The following is a 21,493-nucleotide window of genomic DNA, read 5'->3' as shown; positions in this document are numbered from 1 at the left end:
TTCCCAGTCATGACCAATCCCCCGTTCATTCGCAAAAATAATTGCTCCTATATTGTTTTACATTGATCCCCAACTGTATTCTCCATTCAACTGACGCTAAAAAAAGCTGAATTAATTGTCCAGGTATGGGCAAGCCCGGAGTGACTGATTTTGGTAAACTGGCAAAATTATGCAAAAAAAACCGATCGCACAACTTTTACGCACCGGTCAGCCGGATGAAACTGTAACCATCCAGGGCTGGGTACGCACGAAACGAGAACTCAAAGAGTTTGCCTTTATGGAGGTTAACGATGGCTCCTGCTTGGCAAATTTGCAAGTCATCCTCAATCCTGACGTACCGGATTATCAAACGATTCTCCAGCAGATCAACACTGGGGCGTCTGTAGAAGTTGTTGGCGTATTGGTGCCGTCTCCGGGAAAAGGACAGCGAATTGAGTTGAGGGCAAATTCGGTGCAGGTGTATGGGGAAGCTGATCCCGCCACCTATCCACTCCAGAAGAAACGCCATTCCTTTGAATTTTTGCGAACCATTGGACATCTGCGATCGCGTACCAATACTATCGGTGCTGTACTACGGGTGCGTAACGCCTGTGCTAATGCGATCCACCAATTCTTTCAGGAACGAGGCTTTTTGTGGATTCACAGTCCGATTATCACCGCGAGTGATTGTGAAGGAGCGGGGGAACTGTTTACAGTAACCAACCTAAACCTCAACAATATTCCCAAAACCGAAGATCAATTGGTGGATTTTAGCCAAGACTTCTTTGGACGCCAAGCCTACCTGACGGTTAGTGGGCAACTGCAAGCCGAGGTGATGGCGATGACATTTGGGAATGTGTATACCTTTGGTCCGACATTCCGGGCGGAAAATTCCAATACATCCCGCCATTTAGCCGAGTTTTGGATGGTGGAACCGGAAATGGCATTTTGTGATTTACAGGGCGATATGGATTTGGCACAGGAGTTTCTCAAGTATGTATTCTCCTCGGTACTAGAGAACTGTCCTGAAGACATGGAATTTTTCAATAAGCGGATTGATAATACCGTACTGGCAACGGCGGAAAATATTATCAACAATCAGTTTGAGCGAATTACTTATACCGATGCGATCGCGCAATTAGAAAAAGCTGACCGCAAGTTCGAGTACCCCGTTGAGTGGGGGACAGACTTACAGTCGGAACACGAACGCTATTTGGCAGAAGAATTATTTCAGAAACCCGTTATAGTGAGCGATTATCCCTTAGGGATCAAGGCATTCTATATGCGTTTGAACGATGACGGCAAAACTGTTGCCGCCATGGACGTACTAGCACCGAAGATTGGGGAAATTATCGGCGGTTCTCAACGGGAGGAACGCCTCGATGTTCTCCTTTCTCGCATCCAAAATCAGGGAATGAATCCAGAGGAGTTGTGGTGGTATCTAGACTTGCGGCGCTATGGTACCGTTGCCCATGCGGGGTTTGGTTTAGGATTTGAGCGATTAGTGCAGTTTATGACGGGGATGGGAAATATACGAGACGTGATTCCTTTCCCCCGCACACCCTTGAGCGCTGAATTTTAACGTATCGCGGAAGTCCCCACCCTCAACAGACGGATTTTCGTAGCCGTCAGGCGAGAATGAACGGCTGTAGGGTGGGGATGACTAGCGGGAAACCGGAGGAACGGAGGTTTCCAGTAAATCTGGCAACGGCAGTCTATCAATTCAGTCTTCAATCAGTTGAGTAACCGTCTTATATTTGTTATTAGCATAAGCCTTAAGTTTTTTCAGGCGCTTCTGGCGTTGCGTGAAGGTTTGGGTTTTTCATTTTGTGTTGCAACTATCAACAGACTAATACTATCATGTATATTGGTTGCTGACCCTGAGTTAGAGATGCTGTGTAAGACCAATTTGTAGCAATACAAAAAGGCAACGGCAAGCGAAACAGGAAGCGATGATGGTTGTTTCAATGAAGCTCCGGCTTCAGCGGATCTTGCCGGAGTACTTCACCCGTTTCCAGTTAAATTCAGTAGGGGCGCAAGGCTTGCGCCCTAAAACCTGAGGCTTGCGCCCTAAAAGGTTTGCCATCCATAATCACACATGACAAGGGGCATCCGGTGGAGCATTGTCGGGCAAGGAACATGATACCCTGTGTGGTTAGAAACAGAGGTTTATCGGATCACAAATTATGATAAAAAACTATCCCATTTTAGTGTATTTTCAAGGGAAGGGTAGAGCCGAACTGTCACGTCTTATTTTCACTTGTGGCGAGGTTTCCTTTGACGATCAAAGACTCTCCTGTGAAGAGTACTGGCATTTGTGTGGAAATTTGTCAAGGTTAGTGGCAAGGTTGACAACAGGCTTTTCACCCAACCCGGAAACGTTGTATAGTGGAAATTTATTCATGAAGGCTGTAATTAGAACCAAAGCCAAACCTTATTGTTCACGGCAATAGCCAGCCAGAACTATGCCCAAAAAACCTGAAACTGACAAGAGCCAGGATCACTGCATTCATCATTGGTTTGAAGAGCAGGTGCAGCAGACTCCTGATGCTGTCGCGATCGCGTTTGCTAACGAACAACTCACTTACCAGCAGTTAAATGCTCGGAGTAATCAAGTCGCCGATTATTTGCACTCTCTCGGTGTCGGCGCTGATATGCTGGTGGGCATCTGCATGGAGCGATCGCTAGATATAGTTGTGGGAATTTTGGGCATTCTCAAGGCAGGGGCTGCCTATCTCCCCCTCGATCCTGCCTATCCTCAACAACGTCTGGCTTTCATGGTACAAGATGCCCAGCCATCGGTACTGTTAACCCAACAGAAATGGGTAAACCGGATTCCCCAAAGTGACGTGCGCTTCGCGCAGGGTGTAGGGGGTAGTCTCCTCCCCTACACCCCACGCCCCACACCCCACACCCGCCCCGAAGGGGCTTGTGGGGTACGTTTAGTTTGTTTCGATACGGATGGGGAAACGATTTTCCGGGGAAGTGCTCGCAATCCCAGCCATCGGGCAAAACTCGATAACTTAGCTTATGTTATTTACACCTCTGGCTCAACCGGGCAACCTAAAGGGGTGTTAGTTACTCACCAAAATCTGCTTCATTCCACCTCGGCTCGCCTTGACTATTACCCGGAACCCTTAACGGCTTATTTATTACTTTCTTCCTTTGCGTTTGATAGCTCGGTGGCGGGGATATTTTGGACGTTGTGTACGGGGGGAACCCTGGTGATACCGCCGCCCAATTTTCAACATGATCCGAGGGGATTAACGGCATTAATTCAGCAGCAGCGGATTTCTCATTTACTTTGCTTACCTTCTTTATATCGTTTACTTTTAGAGCAGTCAAAACCAGAAGAATTGGCGTCGTTACGTGCAGTTATTGTTGCCGGAGAAGCTTGTCAGCCTAACTTAATTGCCCTTCATGATCAACAGTTAACTCATACCTCTCTTTATAACGAATATGGTCCGACTGAGGCAACGGTTTGGGCTATTGTATACAAATGTGAACCCCAAGTAGCGCTAACTAAAGTGCCAATTGGTCGCCCCATTAAAAATACTCAAATTTATTTACTTGATCCAGATCTTAATCCGGTGACGATGGGGCAGCCAGGAGAAATTTATATTGGTGGTTCTGGTATTACTAAAGGCTATTTAAATCGTCCCGATTTAACTGAGGAGAAATTTATTCCCAACCCGTTGGGGGAGGAACAAGGCGGATCTCAATTCCCCCGACTTTACAAAACTGGGGATTTAGGCAGATATTTACCGGATCATACAATTGAATTTTTGGGGCGAACCGATGATCAGGTGAAAGTTCGGGGGTTTCGGATTGAATTGGGGGAAATTGAGGCAGTTTTAAGTCATCACCCCGATGTGAAACAAACGGTGGTTATGGCGAGGGAAGATACGCCGGGAGATAAACGGTTGGTGGCGTATGTTGTTGGTGATCAGGAGGCGGATTTAGAGGCGCAAGCGGAACAGATTGCTCAATGGCAGGAGGTGGATAATGTAATCTACAGCCAAAGGGATAAGACGCCGGATCAGGATGATCCAACCTTTAATATTGTCGGTTGGAATGATAGTTATACAGGACAACCGATTCCCGCCCAACAGATGCACGAATGGGTAGAAACGACGGTTGATCGCATTCGCTCAAATCATCCCCAGACTGTGTTAGAAATTGGTTGCGGCACCGGGATGCTTTTGTTTAGAATTGCGCCTAGCTGTTGTAAGTATTTGGGGACAGATATTTCCCCAGAAGCCCTCGATTATGTGGCGCGGCAAATGGCAACGTTGGCGGGAAATTGGGAACAGGTGGAGTTATGTCAGAGAGCGGCGGACAATTTTGCCGGGATAGAGCCCCAGTCGTTTGATGGGGTGATTATTAATTCGGTGATTCAGCTTTTTCCCAGTGCGGAGTATTTAATTGATGTGCTGGAGAAGGCGACAACGGTGGTTAAACCGGGGGGGTTTATTTTTGTCGGGGATATCCGCAGCTTGCCGTTATTAGCCGCTTTTCATGCCTCGGTACAATTGGCGCGATCGCCCCAGGAATTATCGAAAGAACAGTTGCGACAACGCTGGCAAAAAAGTATCGAGAATGAAGAAGAATTGGTGATTGATCCGGATTTGTTCTTGGCGTTAGGAGAACAGTTAGAGCGAATCAGTCACGTAGAAATTCAACTCAAGCGGGGGCGATATCATAACGAATTAACCCGATTTCGCTACGATGTGGTTCTGCATATTGAAAACCAGACGGGTTCTATCCCAGAAATTACCGAGTTAGATTGGGGAAAAGATGAGTTGAGTTTGCCCAAAATTTGGCAGATTCTCCAGGAGAGTCAGCCAGAAGGATTAGCAGTTAACCGGATTCCCAATCCTCGGTTAGGGGCAGAGATAAAACTGGTAGAATGGCTCAGGGAAAATAACCCAGAAACCGTGACGGTGGGTGAGATGCGATCGCGGTTGCAGAGTTGGGTAGGAAAGGGCATCGAACCGGAAGAGTGGTGGGAATTAAGTCAGGCGTTTCCCTATACCGTCTATGTGAATCAGTCAAAGGATTCGGCAGATGGCTATGATGTGTTTCTGCAACGACAAACAGACTCAAATCAGAAACAACTCCCTGACTTTTCACGGGATCGGGAAAACCTCTCTCCATCCCCCCCTTCCGTTTGGAGAGACTATACCAATAATCCCCTGAAGGGAAAACTTGCCCGTAAATTAGAACCGGAATTGCGTCGCTATTTACAACAGCAGTTGCCGGATTATATGGTGCCCTCTGCTTTTGTTATCCTGGACAAAATGCCCCTGAATGCTAATGGGAAAATAGACAGAAAGGCATTACCCGCGCCAGCGAGATCGCGCCCGGAATTAGCCACGGATTTAGTGTTACCGCAAAGCGAAATTGAGCAAGAGATTGCCCAGGTTTGGCAAGGGGTGTTGCAGTTAGATGCAGTGGGTGTTAATGATAACTTTTTTGACTTGGGTGGCAATTCTTTACTCCTGATTCAGGTGCATAAAGAATTAGTCGAACGGTTTGGTTCAGATTTATCCGTGGTTGCCCTATTTCAGTATCCCACCATTCGCCGTTTAGCCCAGCACTTGAGCCAAACGCCGCCATCAGAAAACCCATTTCATCGCCCTCAAGGGATGAGGCGAGGGGTAGACAATCAGGAGATTGCAATTATTGGTATGGCGGGGCGGTTTCCAGGGGCAAAGGATATTCAAACATTTTGGCAGAATTTGCTGGATGGCGTGGAATCTATTTCCCGGTTTTCTGATCAGGAATTGGTGCCGGCTGATCCGACGTGGCGACAAAATCCTCACTATGTGAAAGCGGGGGCTATTTTAGCAGATATTGACCAATTTGATGCCGACTTTTTCGGCTATTCTCCCAGAGAAGCTGAAATCCTCGATCCACAACAACGGATTTTCTTAGAATGTGCGGTGACAGCCCTGGAAGATGCCGGATATAATCCAGAAACCTATCCCGGCGCGATCGGGGTTTATGCGGGTAGCGGGATTAATACTTACTTTACAAATCATGTTTGTCCTAGTCGAGGGTATGCCAATAATCGCTCCTTCTTAGAAACCGTGAGCGATGTGCAGATGACAATCGGACAAGCCCCAGATTTTCTGCCCACCCGGGTGTCTTATAAACTCAATTTAACCGGACCGAGCGTCAATATTCAAACCGCTTGTTCGACAGGCTTGGTGGCGGTGCATAGTGCTTGTCAGAGTTTACTGAATGGGGAATGTGATCTGGCATTAGCTGGGGGGGTGGCGATTCGTTTGCCCCAAAAAACGGGATATGTTTATGAACAAGGCGCCGTATTTTCTCCCGATGGGCATTGTCGCGCCTTTGATGCTCACTCACTTGGCACCGTATTTGGCAATGGTGTGGGCATCGTGGTGCTGAAACGATTGGCGGATGCGATCGCGGATGGGGATAAAATTGATGCGGTGATTAAAGGTTCGGCAATTAATAATGATGGGGCATTAAAGGTGAGTTATGCCGCCCCTTCGGTAGAAGGGCAAGGGGCGGTGATTGCCCAAGCCCTAACTGTGGCGGGAATTGAGGCGAATACAATTAGTTATGTGGAAGCCCATGGTACGGGTACTCCCCTGGGTGATCCGATTGAAATTACTGCCCTGACTCAGGCTTTTCAGGAAACCACTCCAGAAAAAGGGTTTTGTGCGATTGGTTCGGTGAAAACCAATGTCGGACATTTAGCGAATGCAGCGGGAATCGCCGGGTTAATTAAAACGGTTTTGGCATTGAAACATCGGGTAATTCCGGCGAGTTTGCACTTTGAAACACCGAATCCCCGGATTGATTTTGCCAATAGTCCATTTTTTGTCAATGATAAACGCCGGGAATGGGAAACTAAGGATGTGCCACGCCGCGCTGGGGTAAGTTCTTTTGGCATGGGGGGAACCAATGTTCATGTCGTTTTAGAAGAAGCGCCTGGGATGGGGAATAAGCAACAGGGAATAGGGAATAGGCAACAGGCAACAGGCAACAGGCAACAGGGAATAGGGAATAGGGAACGTCCCTATCATATATTTACCCTATCCGCTCAAACGAAAAAAGCCTTGTCGGAGTTAAAGGAAGCCTATATCACCTATCTGGATACTCATCCAGAGGTAGAACTATCCGATATATGTTTTACCGCCAACGTGGGGCGGAAACAATTTCAGCATCGGTGGGCAGTTATCGTGGCATCAAAAGCCGAACTTCGAGAACAATTGGTTCAGGGTTCTGGGGACATGATCCGGCGGGAGACTCCGGGGGAAAAAATCGGTAAAATCGCCTTTTTGTTTACCGGGCAAGGCTCTCAATACCCAAATATGGGACGCCAACTCTACGAGACGCAACCGATATTTCGGGAAGCGATGGCACAGTGCGATCAAATTCTGCGTTCTCAACTAGAAATCCCTTTACTTGAGGTACTGTATGGGGACAAGTCATCGGCAACCCAGTTAAATCAAACCGCTTATACTCAACCCGCTTTATTTGCCCTAGAATATGCCCTATTTCAGGTATGGAAAGCTTGGGGCATAGAACCTGATCTGGTAATGGGGCATAGTGTCGGGGAATATGTCGCCGCTTGTGTGGCTGGGGTGTTTAGTTTGGCAGAGGGGTTGAACTTAATTGCTCACCGGGGGAAGTTAATGCAAGCTTTACCCGATGATGGGGCAATGGTGTCGCTGATGGCATCTGAGAAACGGGTGCAAGCCGCGATTGAAGGATATGAAAATGATGTATCCATTGCTGCGATTAACGGCAGCGAAAGTGTGGTAATTTCCGGGAAACGGGATGTGATTAATCAGATTTGTGAAACCTTAGCGGTTGAGGGGATTAAAATGAAACCCTTAACCGTTTCCCATGGGTTTCATTCGCCGTTAATGACACCCATGTTGGCAGAATTTGAGAGGATTGCTCAACAGGTTAGCTTTTCTTCCCCCCAGATTAAGGTAATCAGTAATGTTACTGGAGCCGTGGCGCAAAATGAGATAGCGACTCCAGAGTATTGGGTGCGTCACATCCGACAACCGGTGCAATTTGCCGCCAGTATGAAGCGTTTAGAACAGCAGGGGGTAGAGATATACGTCGAAATTGGACCCAAACCCGTTTTATTAGGCATGGGGCGTCAGTGTTTACCTGAACATCAGGGGTTGTGGTTGCCGAGTTTGCGCCCACCCCAAGCCGATTGGCAGCCCCTGTTAACCAGTTTGGTACAACTGTATCTGAATGGGATATCGGTGAATTGGGCGGGGTTTGATCGCGACTACCTGCGTCGTAGAGAACATCTGCCGACTTATCCGTTTCAACGACAACGCTATTGGATTGAACCCAAGAAAGGCGCTAAAGCGCCCACTACGAGCCATCCCTTACTGGGTGAACGATTGGATTTGGCGGGAACATCAGACATTCGCTTCCAATGCCAAATTAGTCAAGATGGGCATAATTTGACTTATTTGGCAGATCATCGCATTTTTGGGCAGGCGATTCTACCCCTAACTGCTTATTTAGAAATGGCGTTAGCGGCAGGGAAAACAATGTTCCCCGGTAAAGTTATTACGTTGCAAGAGGTGTTTATTGAGCAGCCCCTGGTGCTGGCGGCGGAGAAAGGGGAATCAAACACCCTACAACTGGTGTTAACGCCGAAAGGAAATGATATTTATTCGTTCCAGATTTATAGTCGGATGGCGGCTCAGGAAACGTCGCTAAACCCGACTTGGATACGTCATGGTTTTGGGGATGTTTTAGTCGGGAAGTCGGGAGAGGTAAACCAAGCAGCACCGCACCCGATTCCTTTTAATTTAGCCGCTTGGCAGGAGCAATGTCGGGAAGGGATATCCGCTGAAGTATTTTATCAAAGACGGGAGGGGAATGGAGGCGCTAAAGCGCCCACTACGAACAGGCGATCGCACGATATCGAATTTGGTCCGAGTTTTCAAGGATTAGAACAACTCTGGAAAGGGGATGGAGTGGCTCTGGGCAGAATTCGGGTGCCAGACGGGGTTTGGCAGGCAATGGATGAGTATACCTTACACCCCGCTTTACTGGATGCGAGTCTGCATCTATTGGGCGCTATTTTACCCGAGGGCACCTATTTACCCGTGGTTTTAGACCATCTGCAACTCTATCATCCTCCCCGTCGGAATTTATGGAGTTATGCCACCCTGAAACCAGGAAGAAGCCCTGACAGTGAAATCCTGAATGCAGAGGTTCACTTGTTTGATGATCAGGGAAATTTGGTGGCATTGGTTTCTGGCTTATGCCTGCGACGTGCCAATCAACGGAACATCACTCACCGCTCAGAGTTAGAGAATCACCTATACGAAGTCGTTTGGCAACCGAGTCAGGGTATTCCTCGCCCTCAAGGGAGTGAACCCGGAAATTGGTTAATCTTTGCCGATGGGAAGGGCATGGGTGAAGCGTTAGCCGAGAGTCTGTTTGAGGGAGGGCATTGCTGTACCCTGGTGATTCCCGGTGATAATTATCAACAATTAGCAGCTAAACCAGATGGTGTCGCCGGATACTATCAAATTAATCCCGCCGAGCCGGAAGAGTTTCAACGCCTGCTGAAAGATAACCCGTTTTTTTGGCAGGGAGTGGTGCATTTGTGGAGTATTGAAGCGGAGGCGGAGGCGCTAAAGCGCTTACTACAAACGGTGCATTTGTGGAGTATTGAAGCGGAGGCGGAGGCGCTAAAGCGCTCACTACAAACGGGGAGTGCCTTGCATCTGGTGCAAGCCCTATCAAATGCGAAACTATCCCCCCGTTTATGGCTCGTCACCCAAGGGGCAAAACCGATTGATTCGGCTCCCATCCAAGTCTCCCAGGCGCCGTTATGGGGGTTAGGTCAAGCTATTTCCCTAGAATATCCTGAACTACAGTGTAAGCGTTTAGACTTAGATCCATTGGCGGCAGACAGGGCATCATCAGTAGAAGTGCTGCTCGATGAACTGTTTACTGAGGATGATAATGAAGACCAAATCGGCTATCGTCAAGGGGTACGTTATGTCCCCCGACTCCAGCGTTTCCACATTCAAAAGACGGCTCAAATCCATTCTTCCCCGTTAAATATCCCCCAGCCCCCTTTAACCAGGGAAAATAGTATCAAAGTCCCCCTTTTTAAGGGGGATTTAGGGGGATCTCCGACTCCAGTACGAGTAAAACTTGACAGTTACGGCATCTTAGACAATTTGGAGTTAGCCCCCCTAAGGCGCCGTCAACCGGAAGCTGATGAAGTAGAAATTCAAGTGCGGGCGGCGGGGTTAAACTTCCGCGATGTACTCAATGCCCTGGGAATGCTGCGGGAGTATTATGAAAACGAATTAGGAATTAGTCATCCTGGGGAGGTTCCCTTTGGGTTTGAATGTGCTGGGGAAATTGTTGCAGTTGGGGAAAATGTTTCTAATTTCCAGATAGGCGCTCGCGTGATGGCGTTGGCGACAGGAAGTTTAGCGAGTTTTGTCACCGTTTCGGCGACTCAAGTTGCCCTCAAACCGGAAGGGTTCAGTTTTGAGGAAGCCGCCACGATTCCGGCTGCCTTTCTCACTGCTGACTATGCCCTGCACGAGTTAGCCAAGATGCAGGCAGGTGATAGTATCTTAATTCATTCTGCCGCAGGCGGCGTCGGACAAGCCGCTGTACAACTGGCGCAACGGGCGGGAGCAGAAATTTTTGCCACGGCGAGTCAGAAAAAATGGGAGTTTCTCAAGGCAATGGGGATTAATCATGTCATGAATTCCCGCACCTTAGATTTTGCTGAGGAGATTAAACAACTTACCCATGGGCAAGGGGTGACTATTGTCCTGAATAGCTTTAATAAAGAGTTTATCGATAAAAGCTTTGAAATCCTTGCCCAAAATGGACGATTTATCGAACTCGGTAAAATTGATATCTGGGATAATCAGAAAGTTCAGCAACTGCGCCCCGATGCTGCATATTTTCCTTTTGAATTAGGAGAAGCCTACCAACAAAACCCCGACTTACTCCCCTCCCTCTTTGCTCACCTCTTATCCGGTTTTGCCGAGGGTAGCCTCAAACCCTTACCGATGAAAGTTTTCCCCTTAGAAAATGTTGTTGATGCCTTCCGGTATATGGCAAGCGCCAAACATATTGGCAAAGTTGTCATTTCTATGTCAGCGTCGCCATCTTCAACCGTAGTTCGAGGCGAGGGCAGTTATCTAATTACTGGCGGGTTAGGCGGTTTAGGAATTAAAGCCGCTCAATGGCTAATTGAGGAAGGCGCAAAACATATCGTTTTAGCCAGTCGCCGAGGCATAAACTCACCAGAAGTCGGCGCAGAAATCCGCCAATTAGAGGAAAAGGGGGCGGAGATTTTGGTGGTGAAAGCCGATGTCGCCCAGTATAAGGATGTGGCTCAATTAATCGCCACTTGTCCCCAACCCCTACGGGGGATTATTCACGCCGCTGGCGTGTTGGATGATGGGGTGCTGCAAAAACAATCCTGGGCAAGATTTGAGACAGTCATGGCGCCGAAAGTGGCTGGTTCCTGGAATTTACATCAGTTAACCAAAGATGTACCCTTAGACTTGTTTATTTGTTTCTCCTCGGCGGCATCCATTACCGGAATGGTGGGGCAAGGAAATTATATCGCTGCCAATACATTCCTGGATGCGATCGCTCATTACCGTCGCGCCTTAAATCTACCGGCTCTATCTATCAACTGGGGCGCTTGGGGTGACGTGGGGATGGCAGCTAAACTCAGCCAAGAGCAACAACTGAGATTAGCGGCTCAGGGGATTGATTTAATTACCTATCCGGAAGGGTTTCAACTGCTGGGTAGGTTAATCGCAGAAAATGCCACCCAAGTTACTGTACTACCGATGACCGACTGGTCAAAATGGATTGGTGGATTGCCACAAGTGACGCCCTTCTATGCGGATTTGATGTCAGATACGGCGGTTAAGCCAGAATCAAACCAGTCATTCAGATTAGAGTTGCAGGGAATCCCCGCATCAGCGCGTCGAGATAGGCTGATGTCTCATGTTCGAGGATTGATTGGGAAAACTCTAGGCTTAAAGGAACCGGAGAACATTGAGTTAGGGCAACGGTTGTTTGATTTAGGGTTAGACTCATTGATGGCAATTGAGTTAAGAAGTTATCTACAAAGGAGTTTGGGATGTAATCTGCCCTCGACTCTACTGTTTGACTATCCAACCTTAGAAGCCCTGGTTGATTATCTCGCGATCGCGGTTCTGGGTTTAGCCGAGTCAACCCCAACCCTATCTCATACCTCTACCCTAGTGGCGATTCAACCCCAGGGTAATAAACCTCCCTTGTTTTGTCTGCCGGGAATTTTAGGTAATGTGTTTCAACTCGAACCCCTAGCCCGTTATCTGGGAAATGAGCAACCGTTTTATGGGTTGCGATCGCTGGGTTTGGATGAAGATATTGAACCCTATACCAATATGGCTGATATTGCCACTCACCAGATCAAATCCATCCAAGAGATACAACCCCATGGTCCCTATTTTCTCGCTGGACATTCCTTTGGGGGTAAAGTTGCTTTTGAAATCGCCAACCAGTTACAGGCTCAAGGGCAGGAAGTTTCTCTACTGGCAATTATGGATATTCAAGTGCCTGTTGTCGAACAGGAAAAAGATGCCATTCATTGGCATGACAGCAAATATATAATTGGACTCGCGAGGATGTTTGAAAGCTCCCTAGAGCAAGACTTAAACCTACCATCATCCCTTGACTCTTTGAGTTTGAATGAGCAAATCAACCTTCTCCGATTAACCTTGAAAAAAGTGGGACAGGTATTTAGCGAAACTGAATTGAGGCGACTGTTCCGAGTTTATAAAGCCAATATGCAAGCCATGACTCAATATGTCCCCTCGCAGGTTTATCCCAACCCAATCACCCTGTTGCGAGGGAGTGAAGTTCACCCAGACGATGATTTTCTACCGGATGAAGTGATGACTCAACAAGACCCAACTTGGGGCTGGAGTCAGCTTTGTGCCCAATCGTTAGATGTTCAAATTGTTCCAGGAAATCATTTCACGATGATGATGGAACCCCAGGTTCAGAGTTTAGCCCAACGGCTCAAAACTTTTCTGTGAAAAAACAATAAAGACCAAAATATGCTGGAAACACCAAATTTAATAATTAATAAACAATTTGTATCTGTCTCAGTTGAGTAAACGTTGATAATCCAGATAACTATGTCAGATAAAATCCAGTGGGTCTATAGTTCGCAAAATAATCGCCAACTCAGCGAGCGCTATAACCAATGGGCAAAGGACTACGAACGCGATTTAGCTGAAACCTTTGGTCGTCCCCACCGCGAACCTATCCTCGATCTCACGCTTAAATACGTCCCCAAAAACGCTCATATTTTAGATGCGGGAGCCGGCACCGGTACAATGGGTCAATGGCTGCATGAGGAAGGCTATGACACCCTAGTCGGAATTGACCTTTCCCCAGGAATGCTGGCTGAGGCACAAAAGAAGAATGTCTACACCCAGTTACGCCAAATGATATTGGGCGAACCCTTAGACTTTCCCACAGCTACTTTTGATGCGGTTACAGCTTGTGGCGTATTTACTTATGGACATGCTCCGAGCCATTCGTTTGATGAATTAATTCGTGTCACTAAACCCCAAGGATACATTATATTTACCCTACGCCCCGATTTCTACGAAAGCAGTGACTTTAAAGGCAAAATGACGGATTTAGAAACACAAGGAAAGTGGACATTAACCGAACGGGGAGATAAATATCAAGCTGAACCCAAAGGACAACCCGATCTGTATTTACAAACCTGGGTGTATCAGGTTTGTTGGGGCTTGGTTCCCCAGCCCCTCCGTCATATTATGTCCGGTTGAATACCCATAATTAGGGTGAGGGGGAGATGGAAAGACGTTTTGATTATTTAGGGGCTGCTCCACGAGTGTAGATGGGATACCACACAAGGGTTTAAAACTATTTTTTGACCCCAAAAGTGCCAAGTTTTATTGTCTGTTCGGTCAAAAACGAAAGCAATGCAAGCCTAAAAGCAGCATCTCCCCCATCTCCCCCATCTCCCCCATCTCCCCCTCACCTCACCACTTATTCAGCAGCCCCTATTTATGGGTGAGAAAGCCGGATATCATTTCACCTGCCGCAAACAGATAATTAAAGCTTATAAAATTTGTGTTTAAGTTTTAATAGTCTAAAGATAAGAGGACTTCGGGCGGGCAGAATAGCTCCCTGGCAAAACACCACTTGATCGGGCTTTGAGGGTGTAGTATGATAGTTTTTCATTAGTATATTATTGGCTAACTATGGTCAAATTTTAACTTTCAACGCTTCAAAGCCTTAATCATGCGTCATTTTTGCCGCGATCGCGTCCCAAAAAGCCAAATACTACAAACATACTTAATTACCCAATTTCCGGAACAGACTCCGGGGCAGATTTGACAAAAAATTCATTTTATGCATCTAGCCACCCCGACAACCCAATTCTCGTTTCCCAAGGTGCCACTAAACGGCAACGTTTATTATCCCTACTAATAATTAATAATGTTAATCACAAGTCCTGATTCTCAAACCTCAAACCAGCAATCCTTATCAGCCTACTACCAACAAATCCGCCAACTCAGCGAACAAATTTGTCAACCATTAGAAATTGAAGACTATGTGGTTCAAAGTATGCCAGATGCCAGTCCAATTAAATGGCATCTTGCCCATACCGCTTGGTTTTTTGAAGCCTTTATATTAGTACCTCACCTGAAAGGCTACAGAATCTTTCACCCCAAATATGATTACCTATTAAACTCCTACTACGAATCATTAGGAGAACGAGTTCCCGCCGCCCAACGTGGCACCTTATCTCGCCCCACAGTTGCCGAAGTTTATCGCTATCGTGCCTATGTCGATGAAGCCATCCAGTCATTAATCGCAGCAAATCCCGGAAACTCAGAATTAGAAGCCCTAATTATTCTTGGACTCAACCACGAACAGCAACATCAAGAATTTCTGTTGACCAACATTAAACATATCTTTGGCAATAATCCCCTACGTCCCGTCTACAATCCTAATTTACCCATTCCACCTGCTCCATCTGTCGTCAAACCACTAGATTGGCTAAACTATCCCGCCCAATTATATGAAATAGGTCACAATGATGAAGGATTTGCCTTTGATAACGAACAGCCCCGCCATCAGGTTTACCTGCAAGCCTATCAACTTGCCTCCCGATTAATCACCAACGGCGAATATCTAGAATTTATCCAAGCTAGCGGTTACAATAACCCCGATTATTGGCTATCAGAAGGGTGGACAGCAGCACGTTCTCAACAGTGGCAAGCCCCGTTATATTGGGAACAAATCGATGGCGATTGGTGGTTAATCACACTGGGAGGAATGCGTCGCTTAAATGAAAACGAACCCGTTTGTCATCTGAGCTTTTATGAAGCCGATGCCTATGCTCGTTGGGCAGGAAAACGGTTGCCCACGGAAGCCGAATGGGAAACCGCAACCGCCAATGTTCCCGTGGGAGGCAACCTATTAGAAACCGGACTATTGCACCCTACACCCGCCACAGGAAGCGATTCCCCTCAGCAACTATTCGGCGATGTTTGGGAATGGACAACTAGCACCCATCAACCTTATCCTGGATATCGCCTAGAAGCCGGAATCATCGGTGAATATAATGGCAAATTAATGTGTAATCGCTTAGTCTTACGAGGTGGCTCCTGTGTAACGTCTTTGTCTCATATTCGTCCAACCTATCGCAACTTTTCCCCCCCTGCTACTCGGTGGCAGTTCACCGGTATTCGCTTAGCCGATACCGATTAAATTAGCTCACGTAATAAAATTAAAATAGTGTAGGAGTGTTTCATGCAACCCAAACCCATTCCCCCTAGTCCCGGTCAAGAATCCGTCTGGGACTATCCCCGCCCTCCCCGCATTGAAGATACCACGAAGCAGATTAAAATTATTTTCAATGGTGAAGTCATTGCCGATACCCGCCGTGCCAAAAGAGTACTAGAAACCAGCCATCCACCTAACTACTTTATTCCCGTAGACGATATCAAGATGGAGTATTTAACTCCAAGTTCTCACTCCACTTACTGCGAGTGGAAAGGACGGGCATCTTACTATACCTTGAGAGTAGGCGATCGCGAAGCCAAAAACGTGGCTTGGTACTATACTAAAATATTCCCTGCCTACGAGGAACTCATCGGTTATGTCGGCTTCTATCCTAGACCAATGGATGCTTGCTATGTTGATGACGAGAAAGTACAACCCCAACCCGGAGATTTTTACGCGGGGTGGATAACCCGTGATATTGTTGGTCCGTTCAAAGGTGAACCGGGTACCTGGGGTTGGTAGGGAGCCGGGGTAGTAGAGACGTAAGGCGTGGAACGTCTGGGAGCCGGGGGAGATTGTGTAGGGGCTCACTTTCACTACTATCGTTTGAAATGGTGCGTTACGCTTCTTGAAATGGTGCGTTACGCTTCGCTAACGCACCCTACACCCGCCCCGACTTTACGAAGAACCAATGACCAATGACCAATGACCAATGACCAATGACCAATGACCAATGACCAATGACTTAAATTATGTGTCGATTACTGGCTTACCTCGGTTCTTCCATTCAACCCAATCGCCTAATATACCAACCGGAACATTCCCTGGAAATCCAAAGTTACAAACCAAAGGAAACAATAACCACCTCCGTCAATGCCGACGGAGTAGGGTTAGGGTGGTATGACGCTCAACCCGATAGCGAACCCTTTATCTATAAAAATATCCTGCCGATATGGGGTGATATTAACTTACCCCATCTGAGCCGTTATATTAATTCTGGATGTTGCTTAGCTTATGTCCGCAGTGCTACCCCCGGACAAGCATCAAACTTGAGTAACTGCCAACCATTCAGTTGCGATCGCGTCTTATTCATTCACAACGGCTTCATCGAAAACTTCCGAGACACCCTCTATCACCCCATTCGCAAGCATCTCAGAGAGGACGTTTATCGAAAAATCGAAGGAACGACGGATTCGGAACATATCTTTGCCCTACTCGCCAACGAGTTAGCTGTCAGAGGAACGTCTTTACCTGTCGCTTTAACAGAAAGCTTGCGGACACTAACAAAATTAGCCACATTGGATACAATCAGCTTTAGTGCCAATATTGTCGTCAGCGATGGACAGCAGCTCGTTGCATCTCGTTTTGCTAGGGGGACATCAGCACCATCTCTTTATTGGCTGCTAAAGGATACCACCTTCCCCAACTCAATTATTATTGCATCTGAACCATTGTTTCCAGGCAAATGGAATCCTTTCCCTGACGATAGCATTCTCTGGGTGGGGAACGATCTCGCACCAACGATGCATCAAATTGATTCAAATCTAAGGACTGAAAAAGCATCATGAAAGACGTTCCTGTTTTAGTGTATTTTCAAGGGAAGGGTAGAGCCGAACTTTCACGTCTTATTTTCACCTGTGGTGAGGTTTCCTTTAACGATCAAAGACTCTCCTTTGAAGAGTACGGACAAATGCGCTCCACTGGAGAGCTTCCCTTTAATCAACTACCGATTCTGAAGCTAGGTGATACAATAATCAGCCAGTCATGCGCGATCGCTCGTTATGCCGCTAAACAAGCAGGACTCTATCCGATTGACCATTTACAGGCAGCCCTATCCGATATGATAGTAGATGCCTGGAGAGATCTCCAAGATTTACTGTATGGGTGTTATGTTGACCGGGTGGTGGAAAAAGGTCAATTCATTATGAAAATGAGAGACGCATCCGTTAAGGTGAAGCGGTTAAACGAGTATTTCGCCACATCCGTACCCATGCACTTAGAGCAGTTTGAACAACTAATTACTCAAAATCAAGCCGCTTCATTTCTAGTTGGCTCATCCTTAACCTGGGCAGATATCGCGGTATTTGACCTTCTGTGTATATATGATCATACCGGGAAATTCTGGAATGATCCTTCTGGATTTTCCTACATCCCAGAACCCGATGGACCTTATCAGCCGCCCAAGGATTTGTTGCCGCCTTATCCAAACCTGGAAACGTTAAAAAATACAGTGAGTCAAATCCCTCAGATTACCACTTGGCTGGAAGCTCATCCCTATTAAACGAAGACGGATTTAATTAATCTGTCTGATTCCGGGATTTCCCCGTGCTAGAGCAAAACGACGATAAAATTTAAGCAACGAGAATCGAACGCCAAGGAGGGAAATTTATGCCAAACCCGTTTCCGGGGATGAACCCTTACCTAGAACACCCAGAAATCTGGCCCGGAGTCCATCACTGGCTCATTGTGGAACTAGCTAGATCACTTTCTCCTAAACTGCGCCCAAAATACAGAGCAGCGGTCGAGGTACGTCTGTATGAAACCATTGGCGAACAATCCCTACTGATTGGTATTCCTGATTTAACGGTCAAAGGTTCACAGGCGACAACGAAACAACCGATAAGTAATGTTGCTGTCGCCCCATCTCCAACTCAACCCAAAATCGTAGAAATTCCTGTACCGGAAACACTTAAACAAGGGTATTTAGAAGTGCGAGAAGTCGCCACGGGTGAAGTTGTAACTGTGATTGAGATACTCTCTCCGATTAATAAACGTTCTGGAGAAGGTCGCGATAAATATGAAACTAAACGTCATAAAGTATTCGGCAGTTCAACTCATTTAGTGGAAATTGATTTACTGCGGAAGGGGCAACCTATGCCAGTATATCATAGCAATGGTCAAACTCATTATCGAATTTTAGTCAGTCGAGGAGAGCGTCGTCCTCAAGCTGATTTATATGCCTTTAATTTACCCAATGCGATTCCCTCATTTCCCTTACCATTGAAGTCTGGAGATGAAGAACCCGTCGTTGATTTACAGGTATTGTTGAATAATGTGTACGAGCAAGCCAGTTATGATTTAGCCATCGATTATACGCAAGAACCCGTACCGCCATTGTTAGCAGAGCAACAACTGCGATAATGCTAGCAGGTAAAACTGTAAGCTGTCATGCCACTACGGGCGTGGCACACTTAATTTGATAGATTAGATGCGGCTTGTATAGCAGTAGACACATCGATTAGGACTTTCCTTTCCTGTGGTAGAGACGTTGTATGCAACGTCTCTACCTAATCCTTCTATCGATTCAACTTTTGCATCAACTGACGGATTCCCCAAGCACCTATAGCGAATAAACCTAATGCTGTAGACGCTTCTGGAATATCGACGGGTTCTGAATCGGTGGGAATCCGAGTAATAGCAACCGCATCAAGATATGAGCGATTTTGGCGGAACCGAAAACTGAGGGATTCAAAATAGTCTTGACCTACTAGGTTATCTTGGATACTAACGCTCATGGGTAGTGTTGAACCGTCTTGAGCGGAAAACACTTGCCAATTATCATTCAGCCAATAGTAAGGCGTGACTTCAACAGTATCCATTCCCGTTTTACTGAGCGTGAGTCGGAAATTCTCGTAAGTTTCAGTATCAGGAAATTGATCGGGAACAACCAGCTCTTGTTCAACCTCATGGGGAATATTAAAGCCGGGATCAACGTAAAGTAAATAGGGTAAGTTGCGGAAATTGCCATCACGGGGAGAAACAGGACGGATATTCCAGTTAATTTGGCGCGGTTCCTGGGTATCTGTTGGTGCAACATTCAGTTCCACAAAGAACTTACCCAGTTCGGGCTTACTTCGATCTGTGCGAGCGCTCCAGTAAATAGCGATATCACCATCATCTAAATCCAATTGATTCAACGATGAGAGATCGTAGTAGGCTGATGCCCAATTCGCCTCAGGATTAGCCTGAAGTTCACCCTGAGCGACAGTAGTATTGTTTAGCTGCCAATCATTTGCGTTATCAAATGTGCTGTGATAAATTTCTTGTTCATTCGGATTATAGGTAAAAAAATTCGCCGCTTGCGCTTTTGCCGCTACACCAGCGACGAAAGCGACCGATAGTAAAAATGTTAATTTGAGTTTCACGGAATTACCTCTACGCACGAGTTTTGTCTACTCGCCATCATAATTAACCTTCACCAGCGAATAGGAAAAATCCGTATAAAATTACCCACTAAATCTATGAATTTTTAGTGAACTAATTTTATTTTTTTGAATAAATTTATTTTTGTTAACTTATGTCAAAATTCATGGTCTTAACCTTGACAAATCAGGGGCGAAGACTAAAATTAAAAGCTCTATTTTTCTCTAAAAATAAATTAATCAACAGGACGAATCCTGTTGTTCCAGCTTGGTTGTATCGGATTTCAAAGAAGCCGGGGGAATCACCACTTCAAAAATGCGGCATCCGATCCCTGTTCATGGCGAATCTTGCTGTCTTTTTCAAACCAATCAATCACCTGCTGAGGCGTCAATTCTTCAACGGCTACTCCTGTGTCTTGGGCGATATGGGTTAAAAGGCGCAGGGATGAAATAGTTAATCGGGTTAAAAACTTCTCATGGGATGCGAGTAACGCTTTATCGACCGCAGCAGATTCCTCTGGACTTAAAAATTGTGTTGTCGGTTGTTGGGACATGAGAAATTGGGGGTGCAGGAAGAGTCAATCTGTAGGGGCGGGTTTTACCCATAACGTTGTGGCACAAAACCGATAACTTGACTAAACCCGCCCTTGTTGGGGAGATGGGGGAGATGGGGGAAGGATTACCAATGAACTATGAACCATGAACCATGAACCATGAACCATGACAAACTATTTCGCTTTAATCAAATAACCACACTGATGTTCTCCATGATTAATCCAGTGAGTGCGCTCGACTTGGCAATCGGGTAGAATGGCGGCAAACATTTCCAATTCATGTCCGCAGACGCTAGGAAAGGATTCAGCGACGTTGGAAATAGCACAGTTGTGTTCTTTCAAGATAAACTGATTACGGGTCTGTTGACTCACGTCACTGGATTCAACTGGATACCATTCCGCCATATACCCTTCACTTTGGCGCAGTTCTACCAATTTGGCGACTCGTTCGGCTAATGAACCTTTACCCAAGCGCTGGCGGTATTCCAGGGCTTTGCGTTCCCACTGCTTCTGGAGAATGGTACTCACCTGATCCCGACCTACTGTTTCTTCCAAAGTGTCTAGCAAAGACACAGCAAACTCGCCATAATGGTTAGGGAAGCGATCGCGTCCTTTCTTGCTCAAGCGGTAAACATGCTGGGGACGCCCCATCCCCATCGATACCGACTCATACTCTATCAGTCCCTCGGTTTCCAAATCCTTCAGGTGACGCCGAATGGCTTGAGGACTAATATCCAGAGCTTCCGCTAATGCCTGCGCGATCGCTCGCTCCTGTTTGAGTAAATACTGCAAAATGTCTTGCTTGGTAGAAGATTGCTGAGTTGTGGTCATCGGCTTTTGGGGTAAAATCACGCTTGTGTTAGGGCAACAGAAGAAATGCAGTTGACTTTGACAACATCTTAGTTGTTAATATAACCTACAATAGAGTTAAACAACAAAAGTGTTGTTTAACCCTATTGCTAGTGCAACGTGACCCAATTA

At 46.6% G+C, this 21,493-nt stretch carries 11 protein-coding genes; 8 read left to right on the top strand and 3 right to left on the bottom strand.

What is annotated here, in order from left to right; genetic code table 11:
- Positions 1-169: 169 nt before the first annotated feature.
- The 8 genes from asnS (at position 170) to RIM23_RS02915 (ending at position 18,957) form a co-directional block, all read left to right on the top strand.
- Positions 170-1,561, top strand: coding sequence for an asparagine--tRNA ligase (asnS, locus tag RIM23_RS02950; RefSeq protein ID WP_446364315.1), 1,392 nt, complete (start codon positions 170-172; stop codon positions 1,559-1,561).
- Positions 1,562-2,444: 883 nt separating this feature from the next.
- Positions 2,445-13,082 (top strand): amino acid adenylation domain-containing protein, encoded by a 10,638-nt coding sequence (locus RIM23_RS02945; RefSeq protein WP_446364313.1) that lies wholly within the window; start codon positions 2,445-2,447, stop codon positions 13,080-13,082.
- A 102-nt stretch (positions 13,083-13,184) separates the two neighbouring features.
- Positions 13,185-13,847 carry a class I SAM-dependent DNA methyltransferase gene (locus tag RIM23_RS02940; RefSeq protein WP_446364311.1) on the top strand — a complete coding sequence of 221 codons (663 nt, stop codon included), beginning with the start codon at positions 13,185-13,187 and terminating at the stop codon, positions 13,845-13,847.
- A 676-nt stretch (positions 13,848-14,523) separates the two neighbouring features.
- A complete protein-coding gene (gene egtB / locus RIM23_RS02935) occupies positions 14,524-15,801 on the top strand; it encodes an ergothioneine biosynthesis protein EgtB (RefSeq protein ID WP_446364309.1) in 1,278 nt (425 codons plus the stop codon).
- Positions 15,802-15,843: 42 nt separating this feature from the next.
- A complete protein-coding gene (locus tag RIM23_RS02930) occupies positions 15,844-16,338 on the top strand; it encodes a DUF427 domain-containing protein (RefSeq protein WP_446364307.1) in 495 nt (164 codons plus the stop codon).
- Positions 16,339-16,568: 230 nt separating this feature from the next.
- Positions 16,569-17,384, top strand: coding sequence for an ergothioneine biosynthesis protein EgtC (gene egtC, locus RIM23_RS02925; RefSeq protein WP_446364305.1), 816 nt, complete (start codon positions 16,569-16,571; stop codon positions 17,382-17,384).
- The gene (locus RIM23_RS02920) at positions 17,381-18,097 is read left to right on the top strand and encodes a glutathione S-transferase family protein (protein WP_446364303.1); all 717 of its coding nucleotides are present in this window, start codon (positions 17,381-17,383) and stop codon (positions 18,095-18,097) included. The genes egtC and RIM23_RS02920 overlap by 4 nt, the downstream gene beginning before the upstream one ends.
- Before the next feature lie 107 nt (positions 18,098-18,204).
- Complete coding sequence (locus RIM23_RS02915) at positions 18,205-18,957, top strand: DUF4058 family protein (protein WP_446364301.1); 753 nt, start codon at positions 18,205-18,207, stop codon at positions 18,955-18,957.
- 155 nt (positions 18,958-19,112) lie between these two features.
- On the opposite strand, the gene RIM23_RS02910 is transcribed toward RIM23_RS02915, so the two are convergent.
- From RIM23_RS02910 to sufR, 3 genes are all read right to left on the bottom strand, one after another.
- Positions 19,113-19,961, bottom strand: coding sequence for a hypothetical protein (locus RIM23_RS02910; protein WP_446364299.1), 849 nt, complete (start codon positions 19,959-19,961; stop codon positions 19,113-19,115).
- A 299-nt stretch (positions 19,962-20,260) separates the two neighbouring features.
- The gene (locus RIM23_RS02905) at positions 20,261-20,512 is read right to left on the bottom strand and encodes a hypothetical protein (protein WP_446364297.1); all 252 of its coding nucleotides are present in this window, start codon (positions 20,510-20,512) and stop codon (positions 20,261-20,263) included.
- 174 nt (positions 20,513-20,686) lie between these two features.
- Positions 20,687-21,343, bottom strand: coding sequence for an iron-sulfur cluster biosynthesis transcriptional regulator SufR (gene sufR, locus RIM23_RS02900; protein ID WP_446364295.1), 657 nt, complete (start codon positions 21,341-21,343; stop codon positions 20,687-20,689).
- Between the last annotated feature and the right edge of the window lie 150 nt (positions 21,344-21,493).

Origin of the sequence: Coleofasciculus sp. G3-WIS-01 (assembly GCF_040223135.1) — a bacterium.
In the GTDB taxonomy this organism is placed as follows: domain Bacteria; phylum Cyanobacteriota; class Cyanobacteriia; order Cyanobacteriales; family Coleofasciculaceae; genus Coleofasciculus.
The sequence above is the reverse complement of the archived record's forward strand: the minus strand, read 5'-3'. Positions and strand labels throughout refer to the sequence as shown.